15 protein-coding genes are annotated in these 21,647 nt (G+C 69.0%); 6 read left to right on the top strand and 9 right to left on the bottom strand.

All coding sequences use genetic code 11. The features are described from left to right. Nucleotides 1–30: 30 nt before the first annotated feature. The 4 genes from ispH to BLS55_RS09210 all read right to left on the bottom strand — a co-directional run bounded on the left by ispH (nucleotide 31) and on the right by BLS55_RS09210 (nucleotide 5,250). Nucleotides 31–882: a 4-hydroxy-3-methylbut-2-enyl diphosphate reductase gene (gene ispH / locus BLS55_RS09225; protein ID WP_092154550.1), complete on the bottom strand. Its 852-nt coding sequence runs from the start codon at nucleotides 880–882 to the stop codon at nucleotides 31–33. 33 nt (nucleotides 883–915) lie between these two features. Continuing rightward, nucleotides 916–1,923: a tRNA dihydrouridine synthase gene (locus tag BLS55_RS09220; protein WP_092154548.1), complete on the bottom strand. Its 1,008-nt coding sequence runs from the start codon at nucleotides 1,921–1,923 to the stop codon at nucleotides 916–918. Beyond that, nucleotides 1,920–4,049, bottom strand: a complete 2,130-nt coding sequence (locus BLS55_RS09215) for a SulP family inorganic anion transporter (RefSeq protein WP_218970738.1) — start codon at nucleotides 4,047–4,049, stop codon at nucleotides 1,920–1,922. The genes BLS55_RS09220 and BLS55_RS09215 overlap by 4 nt, the downstream gene beginning before the upstream one ends. Nucleotides 4,050–4,125: 76 nt before the next feature. Continuing rightward, nucleotides 4,126–5,250, bottom strand: a complete 1,125-nt coding sequence (locus BLS55_RS09210; protein WP_257243198.1) for a hypothetical protein — start codon at nucleotides 5,248–5,250, stop codon at nucleotides 4,126–4,128. Between the two features lie 294 nt (nucleotides 5,251–5,544). On the opposite strand from BLS55_RS09210, the gene BLS55_RS09205 reads away from it, so the two are divergent. From BLS55_RS09205 to BLS55_RS09190, 4 genes are all read left to right on the top strand, one after another. Next, on the top strand, nucleotides 5,545–6,615 hold the full coding sequence (locus BLS55_RS09205) for a transglycosylase SLT domain-containing protein (RefSeq protein ID WP_092154546.1): 1,071 nt from the start codon (nucleotides 5,545–5,547) through the stop codon (nucleotides 6,613–6,615). Nucleotides 6,616–6,783: 168 nt separating this feature from the next. After that, nucleotides 6,784–7,377 (top strand): OmpH family outer membrane protein, encoded by a 594-nt coding sequence (locus tag BLS55_RS09200; RefSeq protein WP_092154544.1) that lies wholly within the window; start codon nucleotides 6,784–6,786, stop codon nucleotides 7,375–7,377. A gap of 143 nt (nucleotides 7,378–7,520) precedes the next feature. Next, nucleotides 7,521–8,504, top strand: coding sequence for an AEC family transporter (locus tag BLS55_RS09195; RefSeq protein WP_092154543.1), 984 nt, complete (start codon nucleotides 7,521–7,523; stop codon nucleotides 8,502–8,504). A 573-nt stretch (nucleotides 8,505–9,077) separates the two neighbouring features. Further along, on the top strand, nucleotides 9,078–9,893 hold the full coding sequence (locus tag BLS55_RS09190) for an energy transducer TonB (protein WP_257243197.1): 816 nt from the start codon (nucleotides 9,078–9,080) through the stop codon (nucleotides 9,891–9,893). Between the two features lie 216 nt (nucleotides 9,894–10,109). On the opposite strand, the gene BLS55_RS09185 is transcribed toward BLS55_RS09190, so the two are convergent. The 5 genes from BLS55_RS09185 to BLS55_RS09165 all read right to left on the bottom strand — a co-directional run bounded on the left by BLS55_RS09185 (nucleotide 10,110) and on the right by BLS55_RS09165 (nucleotide 17,261). Further along, entirely contained in the window at nucleotides 10,110–13,232 is a 3,123-nt protein-coding gene (locus BLS55_RS09185) for a molybdopterin dinucleotide binding domain-containing protein (RefSeq protein WP_092154541.1), read from the bottom strand. Beyond that, nucleotides 13,144–14,208: a polysulfide reductase NrfD family protein gene (locus BLS55_RS09180; RefSeq protein WP_092154539.1), complete on the bottom strand. Its 1,065-nt coding sequence runs from the start codon at nucleotides 14,206–14,208 to the stop codon at nucleotides 13,144–13,146. Before BLS55_RS09180 ends, BLS55_RS09185 begins: the two co-directional genes overlap by 89 nt. Next, a complete protein-coding gene (dsrO, locus tag BLS55_RS09175) occupies nucleotides 14,201–14,920 on the bottom strand; it encodes a sulfate reduction electron transfer complex DsrMKJOP subunit DsrO (protein ID WP_092154583.1) in 720 nt (239 codons plus the stop codon). The genes BLS55_RS09180 and dsrO overlap by 8 nt, the downstream gene beginning before the upstream one ends. Nucleotides 14,921–15,220: 300 nt before the next feature. Beyond that, complete coding sequence (locus tag BLS55_RS09170; protein WP_092154538.1) at nucleotides 15,221–16,801, bottom strand: ammonia-forming cytochrome c nitrite reductase subunit c552; 1,581 nt, start codon at nucleotides 16,799–16,801, stop codon at nucleotides 15,221–15,223. Further along, the gene (locus tag BLS55_RS09165) at nucleotides 16,794–17,261 is read right to left on the bottom strand and encodes a cytochrome c3 family protein (RefSeq protein ID WP_092154536.1); all 468 of its coding nucleotides are present in this window, start codon (nucleotides 17,259–17,261) and stop codon (nucleotides 16,794–16,796) included. Before BLS55_RS09165 ends, BLS55_RS09170 begins: the two co-directional genes overlap by 8 nt. A gap of 196 nt (nucleotides 17,262–17,457) precedes the next feature. Between BLS55_RS09165 and BLS55_RS09160 the strand changes: the two genes are divergently transcribed. Together BLS55_RS09160 and BLS55_RS09155 are read left to right on the top strand one after the other, a co-directional pair. After that, entirely contained in the window at nucleotides 17,458–19,959 is a 2,502-nt protein-coding gene (locus tag BLS55_RS09160; RefSeq protein WP_143339542.1) for an ATP-binding protein, read from the top strand. Further along, nucleotides 19,944–21,500, top strand: coding sequence for a sigma-54-dependent transcriptional regulator (locus tag BLS55_RS09155; protein ID WP_092154532.1), 1,557 nt, complete (start codon nucleotides 19,944–19,946; stop codon nucleotides 21,498–21,500). The genes BLS55_RS09160 and BLS55_RS09155 overlap by 16 nt, the downstream gene beginning before the upstream one ends. Nucleotides 21,501–21,647 lie beyond the last annotated feature (147 nt).

The raw sequence follows: 21,647 nt of genomic DNA, 5'->3' as shown, positions 1-21,647 counted from the left end.
TTCGGGCGGGCTCTTCAGCCGCGCCGCGGGCTACAGGGACGTGAGCCGTTCTTCCGCGGCCTCTATGAGGCTTTTCGGCGTGGACGCGCCGGCCGTTAGGCCTGCGCGCGCTTTTTGCGCAAAAAATTCGGGCCGCAGCTCGTCCACCGTTTCCACATGATAGGTAGCAATGCCCGCGGCCCGAGCCACATCGGCCAACCGGCGGGTGTTGCCGCTTTCCCGTCCGCCCACCACTACCATAACATCCGCGCGGGCGGCAATGCTGCGGGCCTCGTCCTGCCGCTCCCGCGTGGCGTCGCAGATGGTGGCAAGCACCGTAAGGCCGGGCAGCCGCCCCCGCAGCAGCCGCTCAATAACCGCAAACAGGGCGCGGTCCTGCGTGGTCTGCGAGGCCAGCACATAGGGACGGTCTTCCGGCAGGGACAAGGCCTCCAGGGCCTCCATATCCCCAAAGACGTAAGCCGGCCCGCCCGCGTAGGAAACCAGCCCCCGCACCTCAGGGTGATCCGCCTCGCCGAAGAGCAGCAGAGCCGCCCCCCCGGCCGTAGCCCTGGCGATGGAAAGCTGCGCCTTTTTGACCTTGGGACAGGTGGCGTCCAGCACCCGCGCGCCGCCCGCCCGCAGGCGCTCTTCCGTCTGCCGGGTAACGCCGTGCGCCCGGATGACCACCATGTCTCCGGGCCGGGCTTCCTCCGGTTCCTCCAGGCGCGCCACGCCCTTGCGCGCGTAGTCTTCCAGCACCTGCGGATTGTGGATAATGGGCCCCAGGGTGCAGATGCGCGCCGTATCCGCCGCGCGCTCCTGCAGGGCGGCCTCCAGCTTTTGCAGGGCCAGGCCCACCCCCATGCAGAAACCCGCGGTTCTGGCGCGGATGACGTCCATACTGCGCTTCCTCCCTACGCTTGAAGCCAATGTTCAGTCCTGCTCAGTGTCGCAGGCGTCCAGAAAATTGTCCAGCGCCGCGGTCACGGCTTCCCAGTCACGGCAGCGGCAAAGCTCCTGGCGCAGGGCGCGCGCGCCGGGCAGAGCGCGCACATAGCGGGGCGCTACGGAGCGCATCTTCCACAGGGCGGCCTGGCCGGGGCTGTGGCGGCGGGCCAGGGCAATGTGGCGCAGGATCATAGCCCTGAGGCGCGACGCGGCCTGAGGCTCCGGCGCGCGACCGGCGCAAAGGGCCGTGTGCTCGGCAAAAACGGCGGGATTGTGCAGAGCCCCGCGGGCGTACATGACGCCCGCGACGCCCGTGCGCTCCAGGCAGGCCAGGCCGTCCGCCGCGCTGAACAGATCGCCGCTGGCCAGCAAGGGAATGGAAAGCCGCGGGGCCAGCCGGGCCAGAGCTTCCCAATCCGCCACGCCGCCAAAGCCCTGACGGGCCGTACGGGGGTGCAGGGTCAGCCAGCCCGCGCCCGCGTCCTCCAGCCGCAGGGCCAGATCCGGCAGCACGGGCCGGGCCGCATCCAGGCCCAGACGCAGCTTAAAGCCCACCCGCCCCGGCCCGGCGGCGGCCAGCATGGCCCGGGCCACGGCCAGGGCGTTGTCCGTATCTCCCAGCATGGCCGCCCCCGCGCCCTGGCGCAGAACTTTGGGCACGGAGCAGCCCATGTTCAGGTCAAACCAGCCAAACCCGGCCTCGCGCAGCAGGCCCACGGCCCGGCCCAGAAAATCGGCTTCGGCCCCGAAAAGTTGCACCACCAGAGGCTGATCCTCCGGCAGAGTCCGGAGCAGCTCGTTGGTGCCGGGGCTCTGGTACGCAAGGCCCTTGGCGCTGACCATTTCCGTAACGCAGACGGCGGCCCCGTATTCCCGGCAGAGCAGACGGAAGGGCAGATCGCTGTAGCCCGCCAGGGGGGCCAGCCAGGGGTGTTCCCGGCCAAACGGCAAAGCGTCTGGACCGGCCGGACAGGTGGGGAGGGACGTTTTCACGGAGCGGTTTTGGGGGTCTGCGCGGGCGCGGCGGGCGCTGTGCCCTCTGCGGACGGCGTGGTTTGCGGCAAGACCGCGGTTGGCAGAAAAGCCGTCTGGGCCGGGGTTGCGGCGGCGGAAGGCGGGACGGAAGACGCGGGGACGGGAGCGGTGGCCGGGGGCGTTGCGGCTGGTTGCGGACCGGCCATGCGCACGCGGGCCTCGGCCGGGGGCAGGGGCCTGGCCGGATTTGCCGTGCCGGCAGCCTGGGGCCCGGCGGGCGCGTGCGTTGCGCTGCCGGGCGCGGGCCGCCGGGGGCTGGGAAGCTGATCAACCTGAGTAGGCGCGGGGCTGGCGGCGGCTCCGGCTTCGCCCGCCGTGAGCAAGGGGTCGGCATGGCCGTCGCCCTGCCAGGAGGGCATGGTCGGCATGGGGAAGGCGCACTGGCCATCACGGCAGCTTACCCGGCGCAGCAAGGCCGCGGCCAGGCGCAGGCCATCGTTGATGGTGTCGGCCACAAAACCATTGCTGAGGTAGTCCAGAATGCCCGTGCGCTGCAGAATATCGCGCACACTGCTGCTGCCCACCACCAGAATGACGGGCATGCTGCGGGCGTAGCAGCGCTCCACAAATTGGGCCAGGGCGTGCGCGCCAGAGGCGTCCAGCCAGAACACGCGGGAAAGGTGCAGCAGCACCAGGCGGGCGGGTTCGCGGTCTTCCTCATACAGCTGGCGCTCCAGCTCATGGATGGCCCCGAAAAAGAGCGTGCCTTCAATGACGTACACGGCCACGCCGTCCGGCAGGTCGGCCGGGGCCTCGCGCAGCAGAGGGTCGTTGGGGTGCAGGCGGCGCACGCGGGGGTGGGAGGTCTTGTAGATAAACAACACCAGCGAGAGCAGCACGCCGATGAAGATGGCCTTCTCCAGATCAAAAATCAGGGTAGAGAGAAAGGTTATGAGCAGGACGATGCGGTCCACCCGGGTGGCCACCACGCAGAGGCGGATGGCCTCCACGTCGATCATTTTGAAGGAAATAAGCAGCAGCGTGCCCCCCAGGGCGGACAAGGGCAGCCGGCTGAGGAGCGGCGCCAGCACAAAAAGCATGGGCAGGGCCAGAATGCCCGAAAACACCGTGCCCATGCGGGTACGTCCGCCCGAAGAAACCATGAGCGCGCTGCGGGTGAAAGAACCGCAGCCGGGAATGCCCGACGTGAGCCCGGCGGCCAGGTTGCCCAGGCCCTGGCCCATGAGCTCCCGGCTGCCGTCAAAGGAGTCGTTTTTGACGCTGGCCAGCTGCTTGCCGATGGCCAGGGATTCCACCGTGCCCAGCAAGGCCAGAGCCAGAGCGGGCATGAACAGATCGCGCAGGGCGTCCAGGTTAAAGGCGGGCGGCAGGGAAAGGGGCGGGACCACACTGGGAATGGGCCCCACCAGGGGCACGCCGCGCGCGCCCGCGTCCGCCAGGGCGCTTACGGCCGTAACCACGGCCAGGGCCGCAAGCGAGGCGGGAAAACGCCGCGACACGCGCCGGAAGGCCAGGGTCAGGGCCACGGTGAGCGCGGCCAGGCCCAGGCACCAGAGGTTGGTCTGCGGCAGCCCGTGCAGGGCGGCAAAAATCTGGTTAAAAAACCCGGCGGGTTTGGGGCCGGAAAGGCCCAGCACCGTGCTGATCTGGCCCACGGCAATGAGCAGGGCCGCCCCTGTGGTAAAGGCCACCATGACCGAATGGGAAATAAAGTTGGCAAGGTCGCCCAGCCGGGCGAGCCCAAGGCCCATCTGGATCAACCCGCAGAGCACGGCCAGACCAAAGACATAGGCCATGCGGGCCTCTTCCGGCAGGCTCGCAATGAGCACGCCCCCCACGCTTACCGTGGCGAAGGTGGAGTAGATGACCATGGAGATGGCGTTGGTGGGCCCGGCCGCCATGTAGCGGGAGGAGCCCCACAGGGCCGCCAGGGCCACGGGCAGCATGCAGGCGTAAATGCCGTACTGCGGATGCACGCCGGCAATGATGGCGTAGGCCATGGCCTGGGGCACGGCCATGGGGGTGACGGTGGCGGCGGCCAGCAGATCCGCGCGGAAATCCGCCCGGGAATAGCCCCGCAGGGTTTCCAGAAAGGGAAAGAAGCGTGCGGCGGACGTGTTCACGGCTGTTCCGGCATCCTCATGGCGAAGGTTGGGCGGCGCGCAGAGGCCGCGCCGGGCAGGGCGCGGCGGGCGGCCGCTACTGGTTGTCGTCCTCCAGGCGCAGCACGTCGTGCCCCAGGGCGTAGTGCATGAGCCGGGGGCGCTCGGCGGACTTCATCAGGGAATTGATGATCCGCGTCATGCGCCTGGTGCCTTCCAGCACGCCGCCCAGGTGCCCGGCCAGCTCGGTGAGGTCCGTGCGGGCGAGGATGCTTTCCAGCTCCAGGGCCAGGCCGCGCCCGCGCGAGCCCTCGGGAAATTCGGCCAGCACCTCCCGGGCCAGGCGCAGGGCGCGGGCCTGGTTGGCGTCAATGTCTTCCACCAGCTCGCCGCAGTATTCCGCCTGGTTGCGCATGACATTCAGGGCGTTGTTGCCGTAGTGGGCCATGGCCCCAGCGGCCTTTTCCAGGGTATCGCGAGCCACGGCCACGCGGCGGCCCACGGTGAGGGAAACAATGCTGGCGCACTTGGCCAGAAAACGCTCGTCAAAGCTCTCAAAGCCGTATTCGCGCTTGGTGTAGAGCATGACCAGCCCAAACGGCGGGCGGTTGCCGCGCTCGCGCAGCACAAAGGCCAGACGGGAGCGGTAGCCTTCCTTATAGATAATGCAGTCGAAGGATTCGCCCCCCCGGTCCAGGGCGTGCAGGTTGTTGGAGACCACATAGCGGGTGTGGCCCTCCAGAATGGCCCGCATGACCGGGTGCTTGCGCAGGCCCTCCTCCAGCATGGGGGCCACGATGGGGATGCTTTTGCCGTCCACCTGGTTGGCCGTGCTCACCACCCACTCTCCGTTGGGCGTGCGCAGGCGACAGACGTACATTTCGGCGTACAGGGCGTGGACCAGAATTTCCGCGCTCTGGCGCAGAACCTCACTGGGCGGGGCCATGCGGTCGGCAATGGAAAGCAGATCGTTGGAAACGCGCAACAGCATTTCCGTGTCGTTCTGCATGCTGGCCACCGAGGCCAGCAGCGTAAGCAGGCAGCGCCAGCTGCGCATGGGCACCCCGCGCACGGCGGGGTCGTAGCCGGTATTGAGGGTTCGCTTGGCCGCGGGCAGCAGGGCCAGAGCGGCGGCGCGCATTTCCGGCGGGGCATACTTGAGGAGACGTTTGATTTCTTCGCGGATGTATTCGGGGTTGTGCTGTGACACGATGAACTCCATACCCGCAGGTCCGGACAGGCTCACGCGGCCCCGAGGACGGTCTCCCGTCGGAACAGCCGCGCCCGCCTTGCTGCGGTGTCGGACGCGCGTTTTCCTGAAACCGCTTTCCCGTCCAGAACATACTATATGGCCTCCAGGGCGTTCGGTCAACGCCATTCAGATTTTTGACCACATGTGTCACGCCCTTCACAAGCAAGGCTCAATGCGCCGAAAAGAAAAAGATTTTTTTGAGTGGCAAAAGAATTGCAGCAGGAGTGACGGCCCGGCCGCAGCGGGGCCGCCGCGAGGTTTGCCATGAAACGCCGTAACGCCCTTTTGCTGTTCCTTTTTGGCCTGCTGGCCACCCTGGCGGTGCTGGGCCTGCTGGCGGGCTTTGTGCCGCAGACCGAAGGCCCGGAACTGCGCCGTCGGGCCAACCCCCGCGTGGTGAGCCTGGCCCCTGAAGACCTGCCCGCGCCCATCCTGCCCCTGGGCGACGGCGTGCGGCAATGGGCCGTGCGCGCCCCAGCCGCCGACGCCGCAGCGGCCCCGCCGCAGCGTGACGCGCGCGCCCCTTCCGGCGGAGGAAGCCCCCAGGCCCCGCCCCTGCGGACGAGCGTAGGCGAACCCGGCGGCTTTGCCCCCCTGCTTCCCCTGGACGGCGCAAGCCCGCCCCTTCTTCTGGGCAGCCTGCCCCCCCGCTACGGCGACGCCCTGGACAACGGCGGCCGCCCCCTGCGCTGGCTGGCCGCGCCGGGTGCGCTTGCGGGGTACAGCCCGTTGCGCCCCCGCACGCCGCAACGGGCGTCGGATCCGCCCCCCTTCACGGGCGAGGACGATACCCCCGCCGCCCTCAGCGCCCGCGCCGCCCGCTACCGCCGCCTGGTGGAGAACTTCTCCCGCCGCTACAATCTGGATACGGACCTGGTCTACGCCATCATCCACAGCGAAAGCGATTTCTCCCCCACCCTGGTCAGCGGCAAGTCGGCCATGGGTCTTATGCAGATCCTGCCGGACACGGCCAGCGACGAGGTGCACCGCTACCTCTACGGCCGCCGCGGGGAGATCAGCTTTGACGAGCTGCGCGTGCCGGAAACCAACATCCGCTACGGCACCGCCTACCTGCACATTTTGCTGACCCGCTACTTTGCGGGAGTGGAGGACGAGCTGGCCCGCGAATACTGCGCTGTGGCGGCCTACAACATGGGGCCCAACCGTTTTCTGCGCCTCTACGGCAGCACGGACGAGGCCGCCGTGGCCCGCATCAACGCCATGAGCGCGGCGGAGCTTTACGCGGACCTCACCTCCCGGCTGCCCGTGCGCGAAACCCGCTTTTATGTGGCCAAGGTGCAGCGCATGAAAAACCACTATGCGGCCCTGCGCTGAACGCCCCGGAAAAAGGTTGTGGCGGGCGGCAAAACAACGTACATCTGTACGGCCGACGGCGGTCCGGACCTTCGCGCCGTCGGCTACTTTTTGATCCTGACGCCGCGGCGGGCCCGTCCGACCGTCCGGAAAATCCGTCAGCTTCGCCCATAAGGAGTGCTCACCATCATGCGAATTTCCTTCTTTGCGCCCCTGGCCCTGGGGCTGTGCCTGCTGCTTCCCGCCTGCCAACAGGCCGAAACCGCCAAACCCCAACTGGCCGTGGTGGATATGGCGCGCATCATGCGCGACAGCGAACCGGGCAAGGCCGGCGTCAAATTCCTGGAAGGCATCCAGGCCGAGATGCAAACCTCGCTCAACGACATCCAGTCCCGGCTGGAAAAGAACCCCAACGACGCCCAGGCCCAGAAAGAACTGCAGACCGTCTACATGGGCGCGCAGCAACGCATGCAGGTGGAGCAGCAGAACGTGATCAACGTGCTCTACGACATGGTGCAGCGCGTCATCAACGGCTACCGCGTCGAAAAGGGCTACGCCGTCATCCTCAGCAGCGAAGCCGCGGCCGCCTATGACTCCAAGGCCGACGTCACCGCCGACATTGTGGCCGCCGTCAACAAGCAGAAGGTGGACTTCAAGCCCGCCGCCGCAGCCAAGCCCGAAGCCGGCAAGGAAGACGCCGCGCCCGCAGCCGATGCCGCAGCCCAGAAGGATGCAGGCCAGAAGGATGCGGCCCAGCCTGACGCCGCGCCCGCCAAGAAGTAAGGCCTTCCCCGCAGAGCCCGCCGGGGCCGGGTCTCCGCCGTTTGCCGGAGATTCGGCCCTGGCGCGGCGAACCCGCTGCCGCACGCCGGGCAAAAGCCCACGTCCGGCCCACGGGCGCAACCCTCCATCAACCGTCTGGTCCCATGCTCCACGCTTTTGCCGCCGTTGTGCCGGTTTTTCTTATCATCCTTGCGGGCGTTGCCCTGCGCAGCCGGGACGCGCTGCCCGAAAGCGCCGGATCCGTGCTGGGCATCTATGTGCTGCGGGCGGCCCTGCCCCTGCTCATCCTGCACCTCCTGGCCGACGCCCGCCCACAGGACCTGGCCAACTGGGGCTTCTGGCTGGGGGTCATCGGCTCCCAGCTCGCTGTCTACGCCCTGGGCTATGCGGGGGACAAGCTGTTCTGCCGGCGCGGCGTCGGCCCGGCAGTCATCAGCGGGCTTTCCTGCTCCGCCTGCAACGCGGCCTTTGTGGGCCTGCCCATCGTGGCCAACCTGCTGCCCGGCGATAAGGAAGCCATGCTCGTGGCGGGCCTGGCCATCCTGACGCCCAACGTGGTCATGATCCTGGCCCAGGGACGGCTGGATCTTCTCAACGGATCCCTGGCCGAGGACGCCTCCGGCCCGCTGCTGCGCTGCGGGCGCTTTCTGCGCATCTTTTTTCTGGGCAACCCCATCCTGCTCGCCACCCTGCTGGGCATGATTCTGGCCGTGTCCGGCCTGGGGCTCTGGACGCCCCTGGACCGCGCCGCCAGCCTGGTGGGCTACACGGCGGCCCCTTGCATGCTCCTGGCCCTGGGCCTGGACCTGCGCCAGAAGCTCACCCTGGCCCGCCGCCGCGCCCAGGGGCACGCCGTGCTGCGTCAGTGCTGGTACCTGGTCTGCAAGCTCCTTATCCATCCCCTGCTCTGCTGGGCCGCCCTGGCCCTGCTGGGCATCGGCGGCCGCTGGCTGGTGGTGGGCGTGCTCATCAGCGCCACGGCCACGGCCCTGCTGGTCACAGTGATGGCCGAGGTCTACCGCGCTGCGCCCGAAGAAGCCGCCCTCACTGCCGTGCTCTCCAACGGCATCAGCCTGTTTACCCTCACGGGCTTTGTCTGGCTGTTCCAGCATCTGGGGCTGGTCTGACGCCCCCTGCCTTGCGCTGCGCCCGGCTGACGGGCGCTACCGCAGAGTAACGTTGAGAACAGGCATTCCCAAAGGTTACGGCACGCCCTTCCGGCGCTCACCAGACAAATCACTTGCGCTTACGCCTGCACAGCGCGCGCCCGCTCGCGCAGCCGCCACGACATTTCAAAGTTGCAGCGCCGTAACGTATTGCCCTTGAGCGCAGTTGTGCTCAAGGGCAGGCAACACACTCACGCCAACGCATCTCCGCACCGCAAAGCGGCGCTTGCGCAGCCGCCCCCTTGCCCTGAAGGCCGTCAAGTATTACGATTACAAAAAAGATAGCATTGACTGCCGCAAAGACCGCCGTGGTCTGGGCCACGGCAAGCCCCCCACGCCAACGCAAGGAGTTTTGGCATGCGCCGTCCCGCGCCGCCCCCGCCGCTTCCCCTTCCGATGGCCAGCGCCGCCTGCGGCCCTGCTGCCGCCGATGCGCCCCGCGCCGCAGGAACGCCGCCCCAGGCCCATGGCGCGCGATCCGGGGGGAGCGCCGGACCCCGCGCCGCGCAAACGCCGCCGCGCCCTTCCCTGTCCTTGCCGCCCCTGCCGCTGCCGCACAACCTTCGCGCTCCGTTCCGCAGGGGGCTTTTCTCCGCCCTGCTGCTGCACGCCGCTGTGGCCGCACTGGTGCTGGCGGCCCCGCTCACCAACGTGGGGAAGCGGCCCGCCCCCCTGCTGCGGGTCAGCCTGGTCAGCCTCGCTCCCGGCAACGGCGCGGCCACGCCAGCCCCCGTGCCAGCGCCCGCCCAGGCAGCCCCTGCCACCGTTACCGCAGACGGCGCGGCCGCGCCCCCACGGCCGTCAACCGCAGAAACCGCCCCCACGCCGCCCACGCCCGTCCAGGCCGCCCCGCGCCCCAAGCCCGCCGCCAAGCCCAGGCCCGCGCCGAAGCCCAGGGCCCGCCCAGCGGCCCCACCAACAGCTCCCCAGGACGCGCCGCCAAGGCCCGCCCCAAGCGCCGTCAAAGGCCTTACCGCAACGGCGCCCCCCGCTCCGGCCGGCCCTCCGGGCGGCAGCCTCGCCGCCGGCCAGACTGCCGGAACCCCACAGGGCGACCCCCTCTACGCGCCCAACCAACTGGACAGGCCCCCGACCGTCACCCGCCCCGTGCGGCCCGACTATCCGGACCGCGCCCGCAGCCGCCGCCTGGAGGGCCGGGTGGTAGTGCGCCTGGTGGTGGAATCTTCCGGTCTGCCGGGCCATTGCAGCGTACATGCGGCCCAGCCGCGCGGCTACTTTGAAGACGCCGCCCTGGAAGCCGCGCGGCGCATGCGCTTTCGGCCAGGGCGCAAAGATGGCCGGGCCGTGCGCACGGTGGTACTGCTGCCCTTTGACTTCCGGCTGCAATAGGGCATTGCGCGCCTGCAATCCCCTGCGCACCGCGCAGGCAGGTTCGCCGCAAAAGCGCAAGCCCAACCGGCTGTGCGGGCGTCTTGCGCGCCCTTGCGGACGGGCCTTGCCGGCAAACCGCGTCGCCCTTGCGCACAGCCCGGCAGCGGGCCAAAAAGGGCGGAAAAGCCGGCAAACCGGCATTCTCCGCCCTTATGTTGTCTTGTGGTTCCGGCTTTATGCCAGGCGCTCCACCCGCACGGGGATGCCCTGGCGCACGGCGCTGCCGGAATCGCTCTCCGTCAGGGCCGTGACGCCCTGACGGCTGGGGTCGCCGGGCACCAGGTCATTGAGGTTCAGACCAGCGCCGCAGCCGGGCGCGGCCGGGATGCGACGTCCGTCCACCCAGACGTCCGCCGCGCCCAAGGCCTTGTGGCCGAAGCCGTGTTCCACGGCCACCACGCCGGGCATGACCGTTTCCGTCAGCGTGACCTGCGCTTCAGCCGTGCCGCCGGGGCTCACCAGGCGCACGCGTTCCCCCTGCCCCACGCCCAGGGCGCGAGCGTCCTGCGGGTGCAGGAAGACCATGTTCACGGGCTTGATGGCCCGCAGCCGCGGCGAGACAATGGCGTAGGAGTTGATCAGGTTGGATTTGAAGGAGATCATGAGCAAAGGATAGTCCCGTTCGCTCCAGCGCTGGCGCAGGGGCGCGCCGTCGCAGAACTCTCCGGTCCGCAGGGTGGGGATGCCGCTGTAGCGCCGCCCCGTCTGCCAATGCACGGCGGCCGCGGCGTCCTCGTTGTACACGCACAGCGCGCGGGTCCAGCGGCTCCGCAGCTTGTCTCCCTCATAGGCGGCGGCACAGGGCGCGAACAGGCCGCCCCGGCTGTAGATGCGGGCCACGGGGCCGCGCTCTTCCGGCGCGAGCACGGCTTCCAGATCCGGCAGAATGCGCCCGATGCCCGAAAGCTGCACGTCTTCAGCGCTGGGTGCGGCCGGTTGCTGCCCCTTGCCGAAGGCCATGTTGGCGGCCAGGCGCAGATAATAGTCCTGCGGCGTGTTCAGGGGGTGCAGGGTTCCGTCCGCGCCGGGAATGGCCTTCTCCCCAAAGCCGGGCAGGCCCAGGCGTTTGGCTGCGGCGATGAGGAACTGCTCCATGCACACGGGCTCGCCCGCGGCAGTCTTCTGCTGCTTGGGGGCCACGGCGGGCCAGCGGGCCGAGGACATGCGGGTGAGCACGCCGCACCAGGCCCCGGCAAAACCGCCCCAGCCCTCGTACATGCAGGGATCCGGCACCAGATAGTCGGCATAGGCGTTGGTTTCGTTGTGGAAGGCGTCGATGCCGACAATAAGGGGCAGATTCTTGGGATCGCGCAGCAGGGGATCCATAACCTTGTGCAGGCCGCCGTGGCCGTAGAGCACGTTGCCCGTCCAGTTGAGCCAGGCTTTGAAGGTGAAGGGATAGCCGTTGGCGTGGCCCAGCAGATGCTCCCCCGGCATATTGGGGGGCGTGAGCGGGAACCAGGGCATGTCCGCCGGGTACGGATTAAGGCCCGCCGCCTTTTTGCGCCGGAAGGCCGAGGACTTCTCGTAAGGCGCGCGGCAACGGTTGGCCGGGAAGCCCTGCGGCCCCTTTTTGCCGGGAAAGTTGTTCAGATCGTAGTGCGGCCCGGCGTAGGCGGCCTTGTGGAAGTTGGGCGGGGGCACGGCCAGGCCGCCTTTGACGTTGCAGTTGCCGATGAGCGTGTTGAGGGTCAGGGCGGCAAAGGTAGCGTTCATGCCGGAAAGCTGCATCATGCCGCCGTGCACGTCCACCACGGCCCGCTTGCCGTGGGCGGTGAACTCCCGCGCCAGATCCTCCATAACTTTCTGCGGCACGCCGCACAGTCTGGCGTATTCCTCCAGGCTGTGGGCGCAGGCTTCCTCCTTGAGCAACTGAAGGGCTGTGGCCGCCGTAACAGCGCTGCCGTCGGGCAGGGTCACCTCCCCGCGGAAAAAGAGCGCTGCCGTGGGGCACTGCCCCGCCGGGCGTAGCGCACCCTCCGGGCTTATGACCAGCGGTTCGCCGGGCAAAGGTTTGCCGTCCTGGCCCTTCTGCCCCGTGGGCGGCAGACGCAGAATCCTGCCCTGCTGCGGGCCGGAAAGGCCCACCAGGTGCGTGGCGTTGGAAAAGGCCGCCTCCCCGGCCGCCGTGGCCGCTTCCAGGGTGGGGTGGCTCAGGAAGGCCGCGTCGTAGCGTTGGTTTTCCAGCATCCAGCGGATCATGCCCAGGGCCAGGGCCGCGTCCGTGCCGGGGCGCACGGGCACCCAGCGGGCCCGGTCGCGCACGGCGTCGGTGACGGAAAGGCGCAGCACCGGGTCGATGACCGCATAGTGCAGCTTGCCCAGGGTGCGGGCCTCGGCCACCATACGGGCCGAGCGGTTGAAGGGATTGCCCGCCTGGGCTGGGGCCGTGCCCCAGAAGAGGGCGAACTCGCAGTTTTCAAAATCCGGCTTGGCGTGGGTATTGGTGGCCAGGTTGTTCAGGGCCATGCCCGAACCCATGCGGAAGGAAAGCCCACAGTAGGCCCCGTGCTTGCCGAAGTTGCGCGTGCCGTAGGCCTGGATGCCGAAGCGCTGAAAGAAAAAAGTCTCCCGCCCGTCGTCAAAGGCGTAGGTCAGGAGCAGGCGGTTGGCGTGGGGGCCAAATTCCGGATGCTCCGGATTGGCCGGGCCAGGGGTTTCACGGATGGCCCGCAGGCCGTCCACATGCCCCTCGCCGAACAGATCCCCGCCTTCCACCACTTCTTCCACCAGCTGCTCAAAAGAAATGCTCTTCCAACGGCCCTCGCCGCGCTTGCCCGCCCGTTTGAGACAGTGCAGGATGCGGAAGGGGCTCGTCTGGGCGTCGATCATGGCCGCGCCGCGCCCGCAGACCGTGGCCCGGCCGCTGTGCCCGGCCAGGGGGGATTCCGGCGCGTCGGCCCTGGCGGAAACGGAGCGCAGGGCCGCGCTTACGGGGGCCTCCATGGGCAGGGCATGGGAAGAAGAAAGCGGATTGTAGGGGTTGCCCGCCACACGGGCCACCTGCTCTGTGGCTGCGTCAATGTGCAGGCGCACGCCGCAGAGCGTGGTGCAGCCCCAGCAAAGGTCAAAGGCCGTGCGCGCGCCCTTGCCGGGGCTGACGCGGCCCTGAGCGTCCACAGCGTATTCCGGCTCAAGGGAATTTTTGTTCACGGGATCGCGCACGGGTTCCCCGGCCGTGCCTCGCAGAAGACCGTCCAGCACCTTTTTACCCGCCCCGGCAGAGGCGGCGGCCAGTGCGCCAGCGCCCAACAGGGCCGCGCCCGTGCCCAGGAATCGGCGTTTTTTCGCATCCATAGCTTTCATCCTTCCAAAGTGGCGGCCGGCGGCAAGAGCCGCGGAGCAGCACGGCCAGCAGCACAGCCAGGCCCGCCGTACCGGCAAAGGCGAGCAAGGCGTCCAGGCCCAGCAGATCCAGAACGGCGGCCCTGGCCGGATAGAGCGCGGCGTTGCGCCCGAAAATTTCGCCCAGGTGCACAACCTTCCACAGCAGCAACACGCCGGAGAGCCAGACCGCAAGCCCCCAGGCCGCCGCGCCGCCGCGGCCCGCACTGTGCAGCAACAGGCCCGCAAGCCCCAACAGAACTATGAGGATTTCCGGCCCGTGCCACCACGGCCCCGCAAAGGGGGCAAAGCCCTGGGGAGCGCGCAGCAGCAGGGCCAGCAAGGCGCAGAGCGGCAGCAACAGAAGGCCCGCGCGGTGCAGCCCTTCCGGCACGGCGGACCAGCGCCCCAGCAGGGGCCAGAGGCGCAGCGCCAGCAGCAGGGCCAGGCCTGCGGCCGCCGCGGCCCCGCCCGCCAGCAGCACGGGTGTGGCCCAGAGGGCGGACCAGAGCGGACGCCCCACGCAGGCGCGCAGCTCGCCCGTGGCGTAGGCCAGCACCAGCGCCCCCAGAACAAGCCCGGCCAAGCCGCAGAGGCGGGGCGCAACGCCCCGCCCGCGGTGCAGCCAAAGCAGGGCCAGGGCGCAGCAGACGGCCAGGGGCAGGATACAGGCCCCCCAGGCCGTCCAGGAAGTGAAGGCCGGGTGCACCGCAAACTCCCAGACGCGCAGGGGCTGCTCCAGCGGCACAAACACGCCCAGAAGGCCGCAGGCCAGGGCGCAGCAGGCGGTGAGGGCAAAAAGGTACGTCCAGGAGGCGGCCCGCCAGACGGCCAGACCGGCGGCCATAAGGGCCGCGCCGCCCGCCAGGATCATGGTCAGGGCCAGGGGCTCCCAGGCCCCCCACTGCGGCGGCCGGGCAAAAGGCACGAGGTCAAGAAATTCAGTCATGGCTGGCCCTCCCCGCCGGGTACAGGGGCAGCGGCTCCGGCACGGCGTCCACATGGGCGAAGCGCTCGTCCAGGCCGAGGTAGAAGACGTGCGGTTTGGTGTCCCTTTCCGGATAGAGCACGGCCACCCTGCCCGCATAGGCGGACAGCAGGCGGCTGACCGGGCTCTGAGGATCGTGCAGATCGCCAAAGACGCGCGCGCCGCCCACGCAGTTTTCCACACAGGCGGGCAGCAGCCCGGCGGCCATGCGGTGGGCGCAGAAGGTGCATTTGTCCGCCGTATGGGTTTCGCGGTTCAGGAAGCGGGCGTCGTAGGGGCAGGCCTGCACGCAGAAGCCGCAGCCGATGCAGGTGGCGGCGTTGATGAGCACCAGGCCGTCCTCCCGCTTATAGGTGGCCCCCACCGGGCAGACGGGCACGCAGGGGGGATTTTCACAATGATTGCAGAGGCGCGGCAGCACGGCCAGGGCCGGGGCGCGCCCTTGGGCGTCCTGAGCGCCCAGGGCGTATTCATTGACCGTGGTGCGGAACTCGTGCAAGGGCACGGCGTTTTCCGCCCCGCAGGAGACGGTACAGGACTGACAGCCCACACAGCGGCGCAGATCCACCACCATGGCGTAGCGCGGCCTCTGGGCTTCCGCCGCCCTGGCGGGGCCGGGCAGCAGGCCGGCCGCGCTCACGCAACAGAGGGAAAGGAATGTTCTTCGGCGCATCAAAGCCTCCCATCCGGGGCCGGGCGGCCCCCGCGGTTTCGCTTCCCGCAAGCGGAAACCTCCTCCACTGCGGGCTGACCGTAATTGGACTCATTCTGTAGGCTTTGAGCGCCCTGCTGTCAATATTGGCCCTTTTGGCACAAATGTCTGCGCGGGCAGGCGCGGCAGAGGGAAGACAAGGGCGGAAGAAAACGCGCCCGCCCGCGGCAGGCGCTCCGCGACCAGGGCGGCGACAAAAAAAGCAAAGGCGGGGGCGGCCCGCCAAGGCCGCCCCCGCCGCTGCAGTCGGGCTTTGCGCGCTTACGGACGCGCGGCGTCGGACTTCAGCCTGTTCTGGCCGTCCCAGACCTGATCGGCCTTGGGCAGGACGGGCAGAATCTTCGTCCAGGGGTTCTTCTGCAGGAAGTCCGCGTCCTGCTGGAGCTTGCGGCTCATTTCCAGAATGGGCGGCACCACTTCCTTGATGTCCTTGGCCATAACCGGCGCAATGGTGAACTGCGTGGCCTCGGTGGCCAGGGCCACGGCGCGGTTGCTGCATTCCAGCGAGACGGCCAGGGTGTTCATGGTTTTGACCGGATTGTGGAAGCCCATGCTGTTTTCGGCCGAGACATAATCCCAGAAGAGCTGCCCCTTGCGGACCATCTCCCGGGCCTCGGTCATGAGGGCCTCGTAGTTCTCGGGCCGGGGGCCGTCATAGGCGTTGGCCAAGCGCACGGCCTCGTGAGCCTTGACCGAAAGCTCCTCGGCTTTGATGAGCTGCTTGTAGGCTTTTTCCTGGGTATAGAGCACGCGGCTGCGCAGGTATTCCGCAGTCTTGTCCGCGTGGCACTGGCGGCAGGCGCGCATTTCCGGATCCTTCATGGGCGAGGTCATCCAGTGGCTGGAGATCTTTTTGCCGTCCTCGCGCACATACTGCATGTGACAATCGGCGCAGGAGACGCCCGCTGCGCCGTGGGGGCCATCCTGGAAGGTTTCATAATCCGGATGCTGCATCTTGATCATGCCCACCTTGGAGGCGGCGTGCACCCAATCCACAAAGGGGCCGGGCTTGCCGTCGGGGCCCTTGGCGCCGTGGCCCTTGTAGTACTGGTAGATATCCTCAGGGTTTTTGCCGTTATCCCAGGGGAAGACCGGGCGCAGCTTGGGGCCGTTGTCCTGGTGGGTAAAGTAGTATTCCACATGGCACTGGGCGCAGACCAGGGTGCGCTTTTCGTTGCGGCTGAGCTTGTTCCAGTCCTGCCCGCTGCGCTTGAGCCAGTCTTTGAGCGGTTCGGAATAGAGGCGCAGCTCCATGGTGGCCGGGTCGTGGCAGTTGGCGCAGCCGATGGTCTCGTCCCTGGCGTCGATGGATTCCTTGCCGCGGAACTCGTTGACGTCCTTGGACCAGAAAGCATCGCCGTACTGGGCCACCCAGGTCATCATCTTGGGCGTTTTGCAGTTCCAGCAGGTGGCGGGCATCTTCCCCTTGCCGTCCGCGCCGAAGCGGTTGAGGCGGTCGATATTGACAAAGTCCTCCACCGCGTGGGTGTGGCCGCGGGTTTCATTGTATTCGTACATAAAAGGATAGCCCAGCCAGAGATTTTTGAGGTAGGGCTGGGCGTGCTTGAAGCCCTTGGGCAGGGGATTGACGTCGTCGTTCTTGTGGTAGGGCACGGAGCCTTTGTACTCCGTCATCACTTTATCCTCGTCGTTCTTCATGTACGAGGCGTGCTGCTGCGGGAAGGCCGCCTTGAAGGCGGAAATGCGGGTTTCCGTCTGGGCGATGCCCGTTTTGTAGGTGGGGGCCTTAAGCTCGGTGGAAACGTCTTCACAGCCGCCGAGCGCCAGCACGGCCAGCAGCGCGGCCCCGGCAAAAAGAGGAGAAACTACGGTCTTATTCATAGGCTACCGTCCTTGTGCTGATGGGCCGCATGCGCATGTGGGCCACGTTGCGGTGGCAATCCACGCAGTAGGGCTTGGCGTCCATACTGGCCACGTTGACGTTGGTCTGAGCGTGGCAGGCCTTGCAGTTGGCGTTGACCACGTCGCGGGTGTGCAGACTGACGGGGTGCGGCACGTCCTTGCCGGTGATGTTGCCCCAGAAGTCGCGCAGGCCTTCCTGAGCTTTGAACGGCAACTTGACCAGCAGATTGTGCGGCGCGTGGCACTCGTTGCAGGCCAGCCGCGCGTGCGTGCCCATCTTCTGGGTAACGGCGGCCTCCTCCATGATGTGACAGGTGGAGCAGAAGGGCCGGCTGTCCGTGGTCGTCATGGCGTAGGCCAGTACGCCCAGGAGCGCCATGCCCGCCACAACGCCGCCCGCCAGCCACTTGAGCCAAGGTCCATGGCGGGGTATTCCCATAAAGCCTCCTTGGATGCATTGTCCGCGGTCCCCATGACCCCGGCTGGAGGGCGCTTATCAAAATGCATACCAAATTCCGGCATACATCTGTAAAAAAATTCACATATGTTTCCGAGAGATTATCCACCCAGGCCAAAGGCGCAGCCCCCGGACCCAATTGTCTTTTTCAGAAAAAAAAGACAGTATTCATAAAAATATGACAATCAGGCCGTCGCTTATGACCCACGCCCGCCCCCTCTGCCGCACCCCCGGCCGCCTGCTCTGGCTGCCCGTGGCCGCCTGCGCCCTCTGGCTGTTCCTCACCGCCGGGCTTTACCGCCAGGCCCTGCACGCGGAAACAACCCACCGCCTGGAGCTGGAGCGCATCCGTCTTGCCACCGTGGCCCGGCAGCTGCTGGATGTGCGCAACTGGAACGCGGCCCACGGCGGCGTTTATGTGCGCCAGAGCCCCTACGGCCCGCCCAACCCCTGGCTGCCGGAAGGGGAACGCACCCTTGCCACCGCCGACGGCCGCACCCTGGTGCTCATGAATCCCGCCTACATGAGCCGTCAGCTGGCCGAACGCACGGCCGAACCGGGCCTCAGCATCAGCATTGTCAGCCCCCGGCCCCTGCGGCCCGAAAATCTGGCCGATGCCTGGGAAAACGGCGCGCTTCTCCAGTGCGCGGAAGGCCCGCGCGAAATCTTCACCCCCCCGCAGGCCGACGCGCAGGGCCGTTTGCGTCTGCTCAGCGTGCTCACGGCCCGGCCGGACTGCCTGCGCTGCCACCAGGGCAGCAAGGAGGGCGAAATCCTCGGCGGCATCAGCGTCAGCCAGGACGCCGCGGCCTACCTGAGCGGCCTGCGCGCCCAAACGCGCCACATGCGGCTGCTCTACGGGCTGCTGGGCCTGACGGGCATGCTGGGCATTGGCGGCGCAACCCTCTACCTGACCCGAAGGCGCTGGCTGGCGGAGGAAACCAGCCGCCTCAAAGGCGACCTGCTGGCCCGCCTGGGGCACGATATGCGCACCCCCCTCACGGCCATGCTGGGCATGACGGAGCTTTTGCGCCGCCCGGAGCTGCGCCCGCCGGAAAAGGCCCGCGCCCTGAACTACCTGGCCCAGGCGGGCGGCGCGCTTCTGGAGATGGTGGGCGATATCACGGACCACGCCGCTCTGGAACGGGCCGCCCCCGCCCTGCGCGTCGCGCCCTTCGGCCTGCGGGCCTGCCTTGGCGAATGCCTGGCCCTCTACCGCCCCGTGGCCGAAGCCAAGGGCCTTTTCCTGCGCCTGAACGTGCCCGACGATGTGCCCGACGCCGTGACGGGCGACGGCTTCCGCCTGCGTCAGGCCCTGGGCAATCTGGTGAGCAATGCGGTCAAATTCACGGAGCAGGGCGGCGTGCGGGTAGACGTGCGCGCCCGCCCCGGTGGCCGGAAGGACCGCGACCTGCGCTGCTCCCTGGCCGTGACGGACACGGGCCCCGGCCTGCGGCCCGAGGAGCAGGAGCGCGTCTTTGCCAGTTTTCAACGCGGGGAGGCGGCGGCCAGCTGCCCCGGCACGGGCCTGGGCCTGGGCATGGCCCGGCGGCTGGCCCGGCGCATGGGCGGCGACGTCTCCCTGCGCTCCCGCCCCGGCGAAGGGGCCTGCTTTACGCTGGAAATCCACCTTCGGACGGCGGAAGAACAGGACGCGGGCGGGCGGCCCTCTGCGCCCCCCGTGCCGCAGACGCTTACGGATCCGGCCCCCAGGCCGCCCATGGCGGCCGAGGCGGACCTGGCTTCGCCCCGGCCCCCAGGCGCCGCGCCTTCCGCTCCCGTCGCGGCGCACTGCGCCGACGCCGCAGCCCCGGCGGCCAACGCCCCAGACAGTCCCGCAGACGCGCCCCCGGCGGCCACAGCCGCCCTGAACGGCTTGCGCGTGCTGCTGGCGGAGGACAATCCGGCCACGGCCTATTATCTGCAGCACATGCTGACCCGCGCCGGAGCCGCGACGCGCCTCCTTGCGGACGGCGAGGCCGCCCTTGCCCTGTTGCGGGACGCCGCCCAGGGCCCCTGGGACATCCTGCTGCTGGACGCCTGCCTGCCCGGCCGCAGCGGCCTGGAAGTGCTGGAAGCCGTGCGCGCGGGGCAGACCGCCGCCCCCCAGGACCAGAAAATCCTGCTCTGCACCGCCTCCCCGGCCATGACCGAAGCGCCAGAGGCGCGCCGCCGCGCCGCCCTGGCCGACGGCCTGCTGCGCAAACCCTGCAGCTTTGCCGCCCTGCACCGCGCGCTTGCCGCGCTGCGCAGCCCCGCCGCCCCGCTATCCGCTGCCGCCGCACGCTCCGAAGCGGACGCGCCCGGCACAAAGGCCCCCTGCGCGCTCCTTCCGGACGCCGCGCCCCCCGTCTGGGACCGCAAAGCCGCCCTGGAAGCCGTGGACAACGACCCCGCGCTGCTGTCCCGTCTGGCCGCCGTGGCCGCGCAGGACCTGCGGGCGCGGGCCGACGCCCTGGCGGCCCTGCCGCCGAAGCCGACGGCGCTTCCGGAGCTGCGCCGTCTGGCCCACGCCTGCAAGAACACGGCGGGCAGCCTGTGCCTGGGGCCCCTGCGCCGGGCCGCCGCCGCCCTGGAGCAGGCCCGTGCGGAGGACGCCCCCGCCGCCCGCGCCGCCCTGGCCGCCGCCCTGCGCGAAGCGCTGGAAACGCTGGGAGGAGACGCATGGCCCGCATCCTGATCGTTGACGACGAAGCCCTCATGCGCACCATGGCCACAGAGGCCTGCGCGCGGCTGGGGCACACGGCCGCAACCGCGGCGGACCTGGCCGCGGGCCTGGAGCTGGGCCGCGCCGGGGCGGACGTGGTGCTGCTGGACGTCTGGCTGCCGGACGGCAACGGCCTGGAGCGCCAGAACGACTTTGCGCACCTGCCGGGCCGCCCGGACGTGATCATCGTCACCGGGCACGGGGACGGCGACGCGGTGGAGGCGGCCCTGCGTTCCGGGGCCTGGGAGTTTTTGTGCAAGCCCCTGCGCGTGCGGGATATAGAGCAGTGCCTGCGGCAGGTGCTGGCCTTCCGGCAGCAGCGCAACCCCGCGCCCGAGGCCCTGCTGCTGGACAGCGGGCACATTGCCGGGGCCGGGGCGGAAATGAGCCGCGCCCTCAAGCTGCTGGGCCAGGCGGCGCGCAGCGAGGTCAACGTGCTGCTGCTGGGGGAAACGGGCGTGGGCAAGGAAGTCTTCGCCAAGGCGCTCTACCGCAACAGCCCGCGCGCAGCGCGGCCGCTGGTGACGGTGGACTGCGCCTCCCTGCCCGACACCCTGGTGGAGAGCCATTTGTTCGGCCACAGCCGGGGGGCCTTTACCGGTGCGGACAGAGCGCGGGAGGGGCTCCTGCTGGCGGCGGACAAGGGCACCCTGTTTCTGGACGAGGTGGGCGACCTGCCCCTGGCCGTGCAAGGGGCCTTTCTGCGCGCTCTGGAACAACGGCGCTTCCGGCCCGTAGGCGAGCTGCGCGAGGTGGAGAGCGACTTTCGCCTGGTGGCGGCCACCAACCGCGATCTGGACGTTATGGTGAAGGAAGGGCGCTTCCGGGCGGACCTGCTTTACCGGCTCCAGGGCATGACCATCCGCATTCCGCCCCTGCGCCGTCGGCGGGACGAAATCCCGGCCCTGGCCCGGCAGGCGGCAATGCGCTTCTGCCTGCGCAACGACCTGCCGGAAAAGAGCCTGGCGCAGCCCTTGATGGATATTCTGCTGGATTACCCCTGGCCGGGCAATGTGCGGGAGCTCATCCACTGCCTGGAGCGCGCCTGCCTGGCCGCCGGCAAGGCGGACGTACTGCTGCCCGCCCACCTGCCCACCAGCGTGCGGGTGGATGCGGCGCGCCGCCGTCTGGGCGGGGTGGAGCGGACGGCGCAGCCCTGCGCCAGCGGCCCGGAACCAGGAAAGCCGGAACGCTGGGAACCGGCAGCCGGCGGGCTCAGCCGGGGCCAGGACGCGGGCAGACCGACAAGGGAGGCCTGGGCGCAGGGGCCCGCCCCCTTCGCGCCCCCAGCCCCCCCGGCCGCCAGGGATGCGCCTGCAGCGCCGCAGGCCGCAACCTGGCCGGAAGGCGACGCCCCCCTGCCCGACCTGCGCGGATGGAAGCGCCAGGCCGAGGCGGCCTATGTGCGTCGCCTCTGGAGCCAATGCGGGGGCGACGCCCGCAAGGCCGCGGCCGTGGCCGGAGTTTCGCGCGGGCACTGGTACGAACTGCTCAAAAAACACGGCGCCGCATAGGGCCGGGCCTGGACGCCTGAAGCGCCCGGATGGCCGCCTGCCCGCGCCGCCGTCGGGGCTTTTTGCGGCGGAAAGGCCTGGAGCGCCTATCGCCCTTGAAAAGGGACGTCCTCAAGGGCCGGCAAGGAGCGCGCCCCGGCGCGCCCC

This window comes from Desulfovibrio legallii (genome assembly GCF_900102485.1).
GTDB lineage: Bacteria > Desulfobacterota > Desulfovibrionia > Desulfovibrionales > Desulfovibrionaceae > Desulfovibrio > Desulfovibrio legallii_A.
Note: the sequence above shows the minus strand (reverse complement) of the source record. Positions and strands in the feature narration are given on the sequence as shown.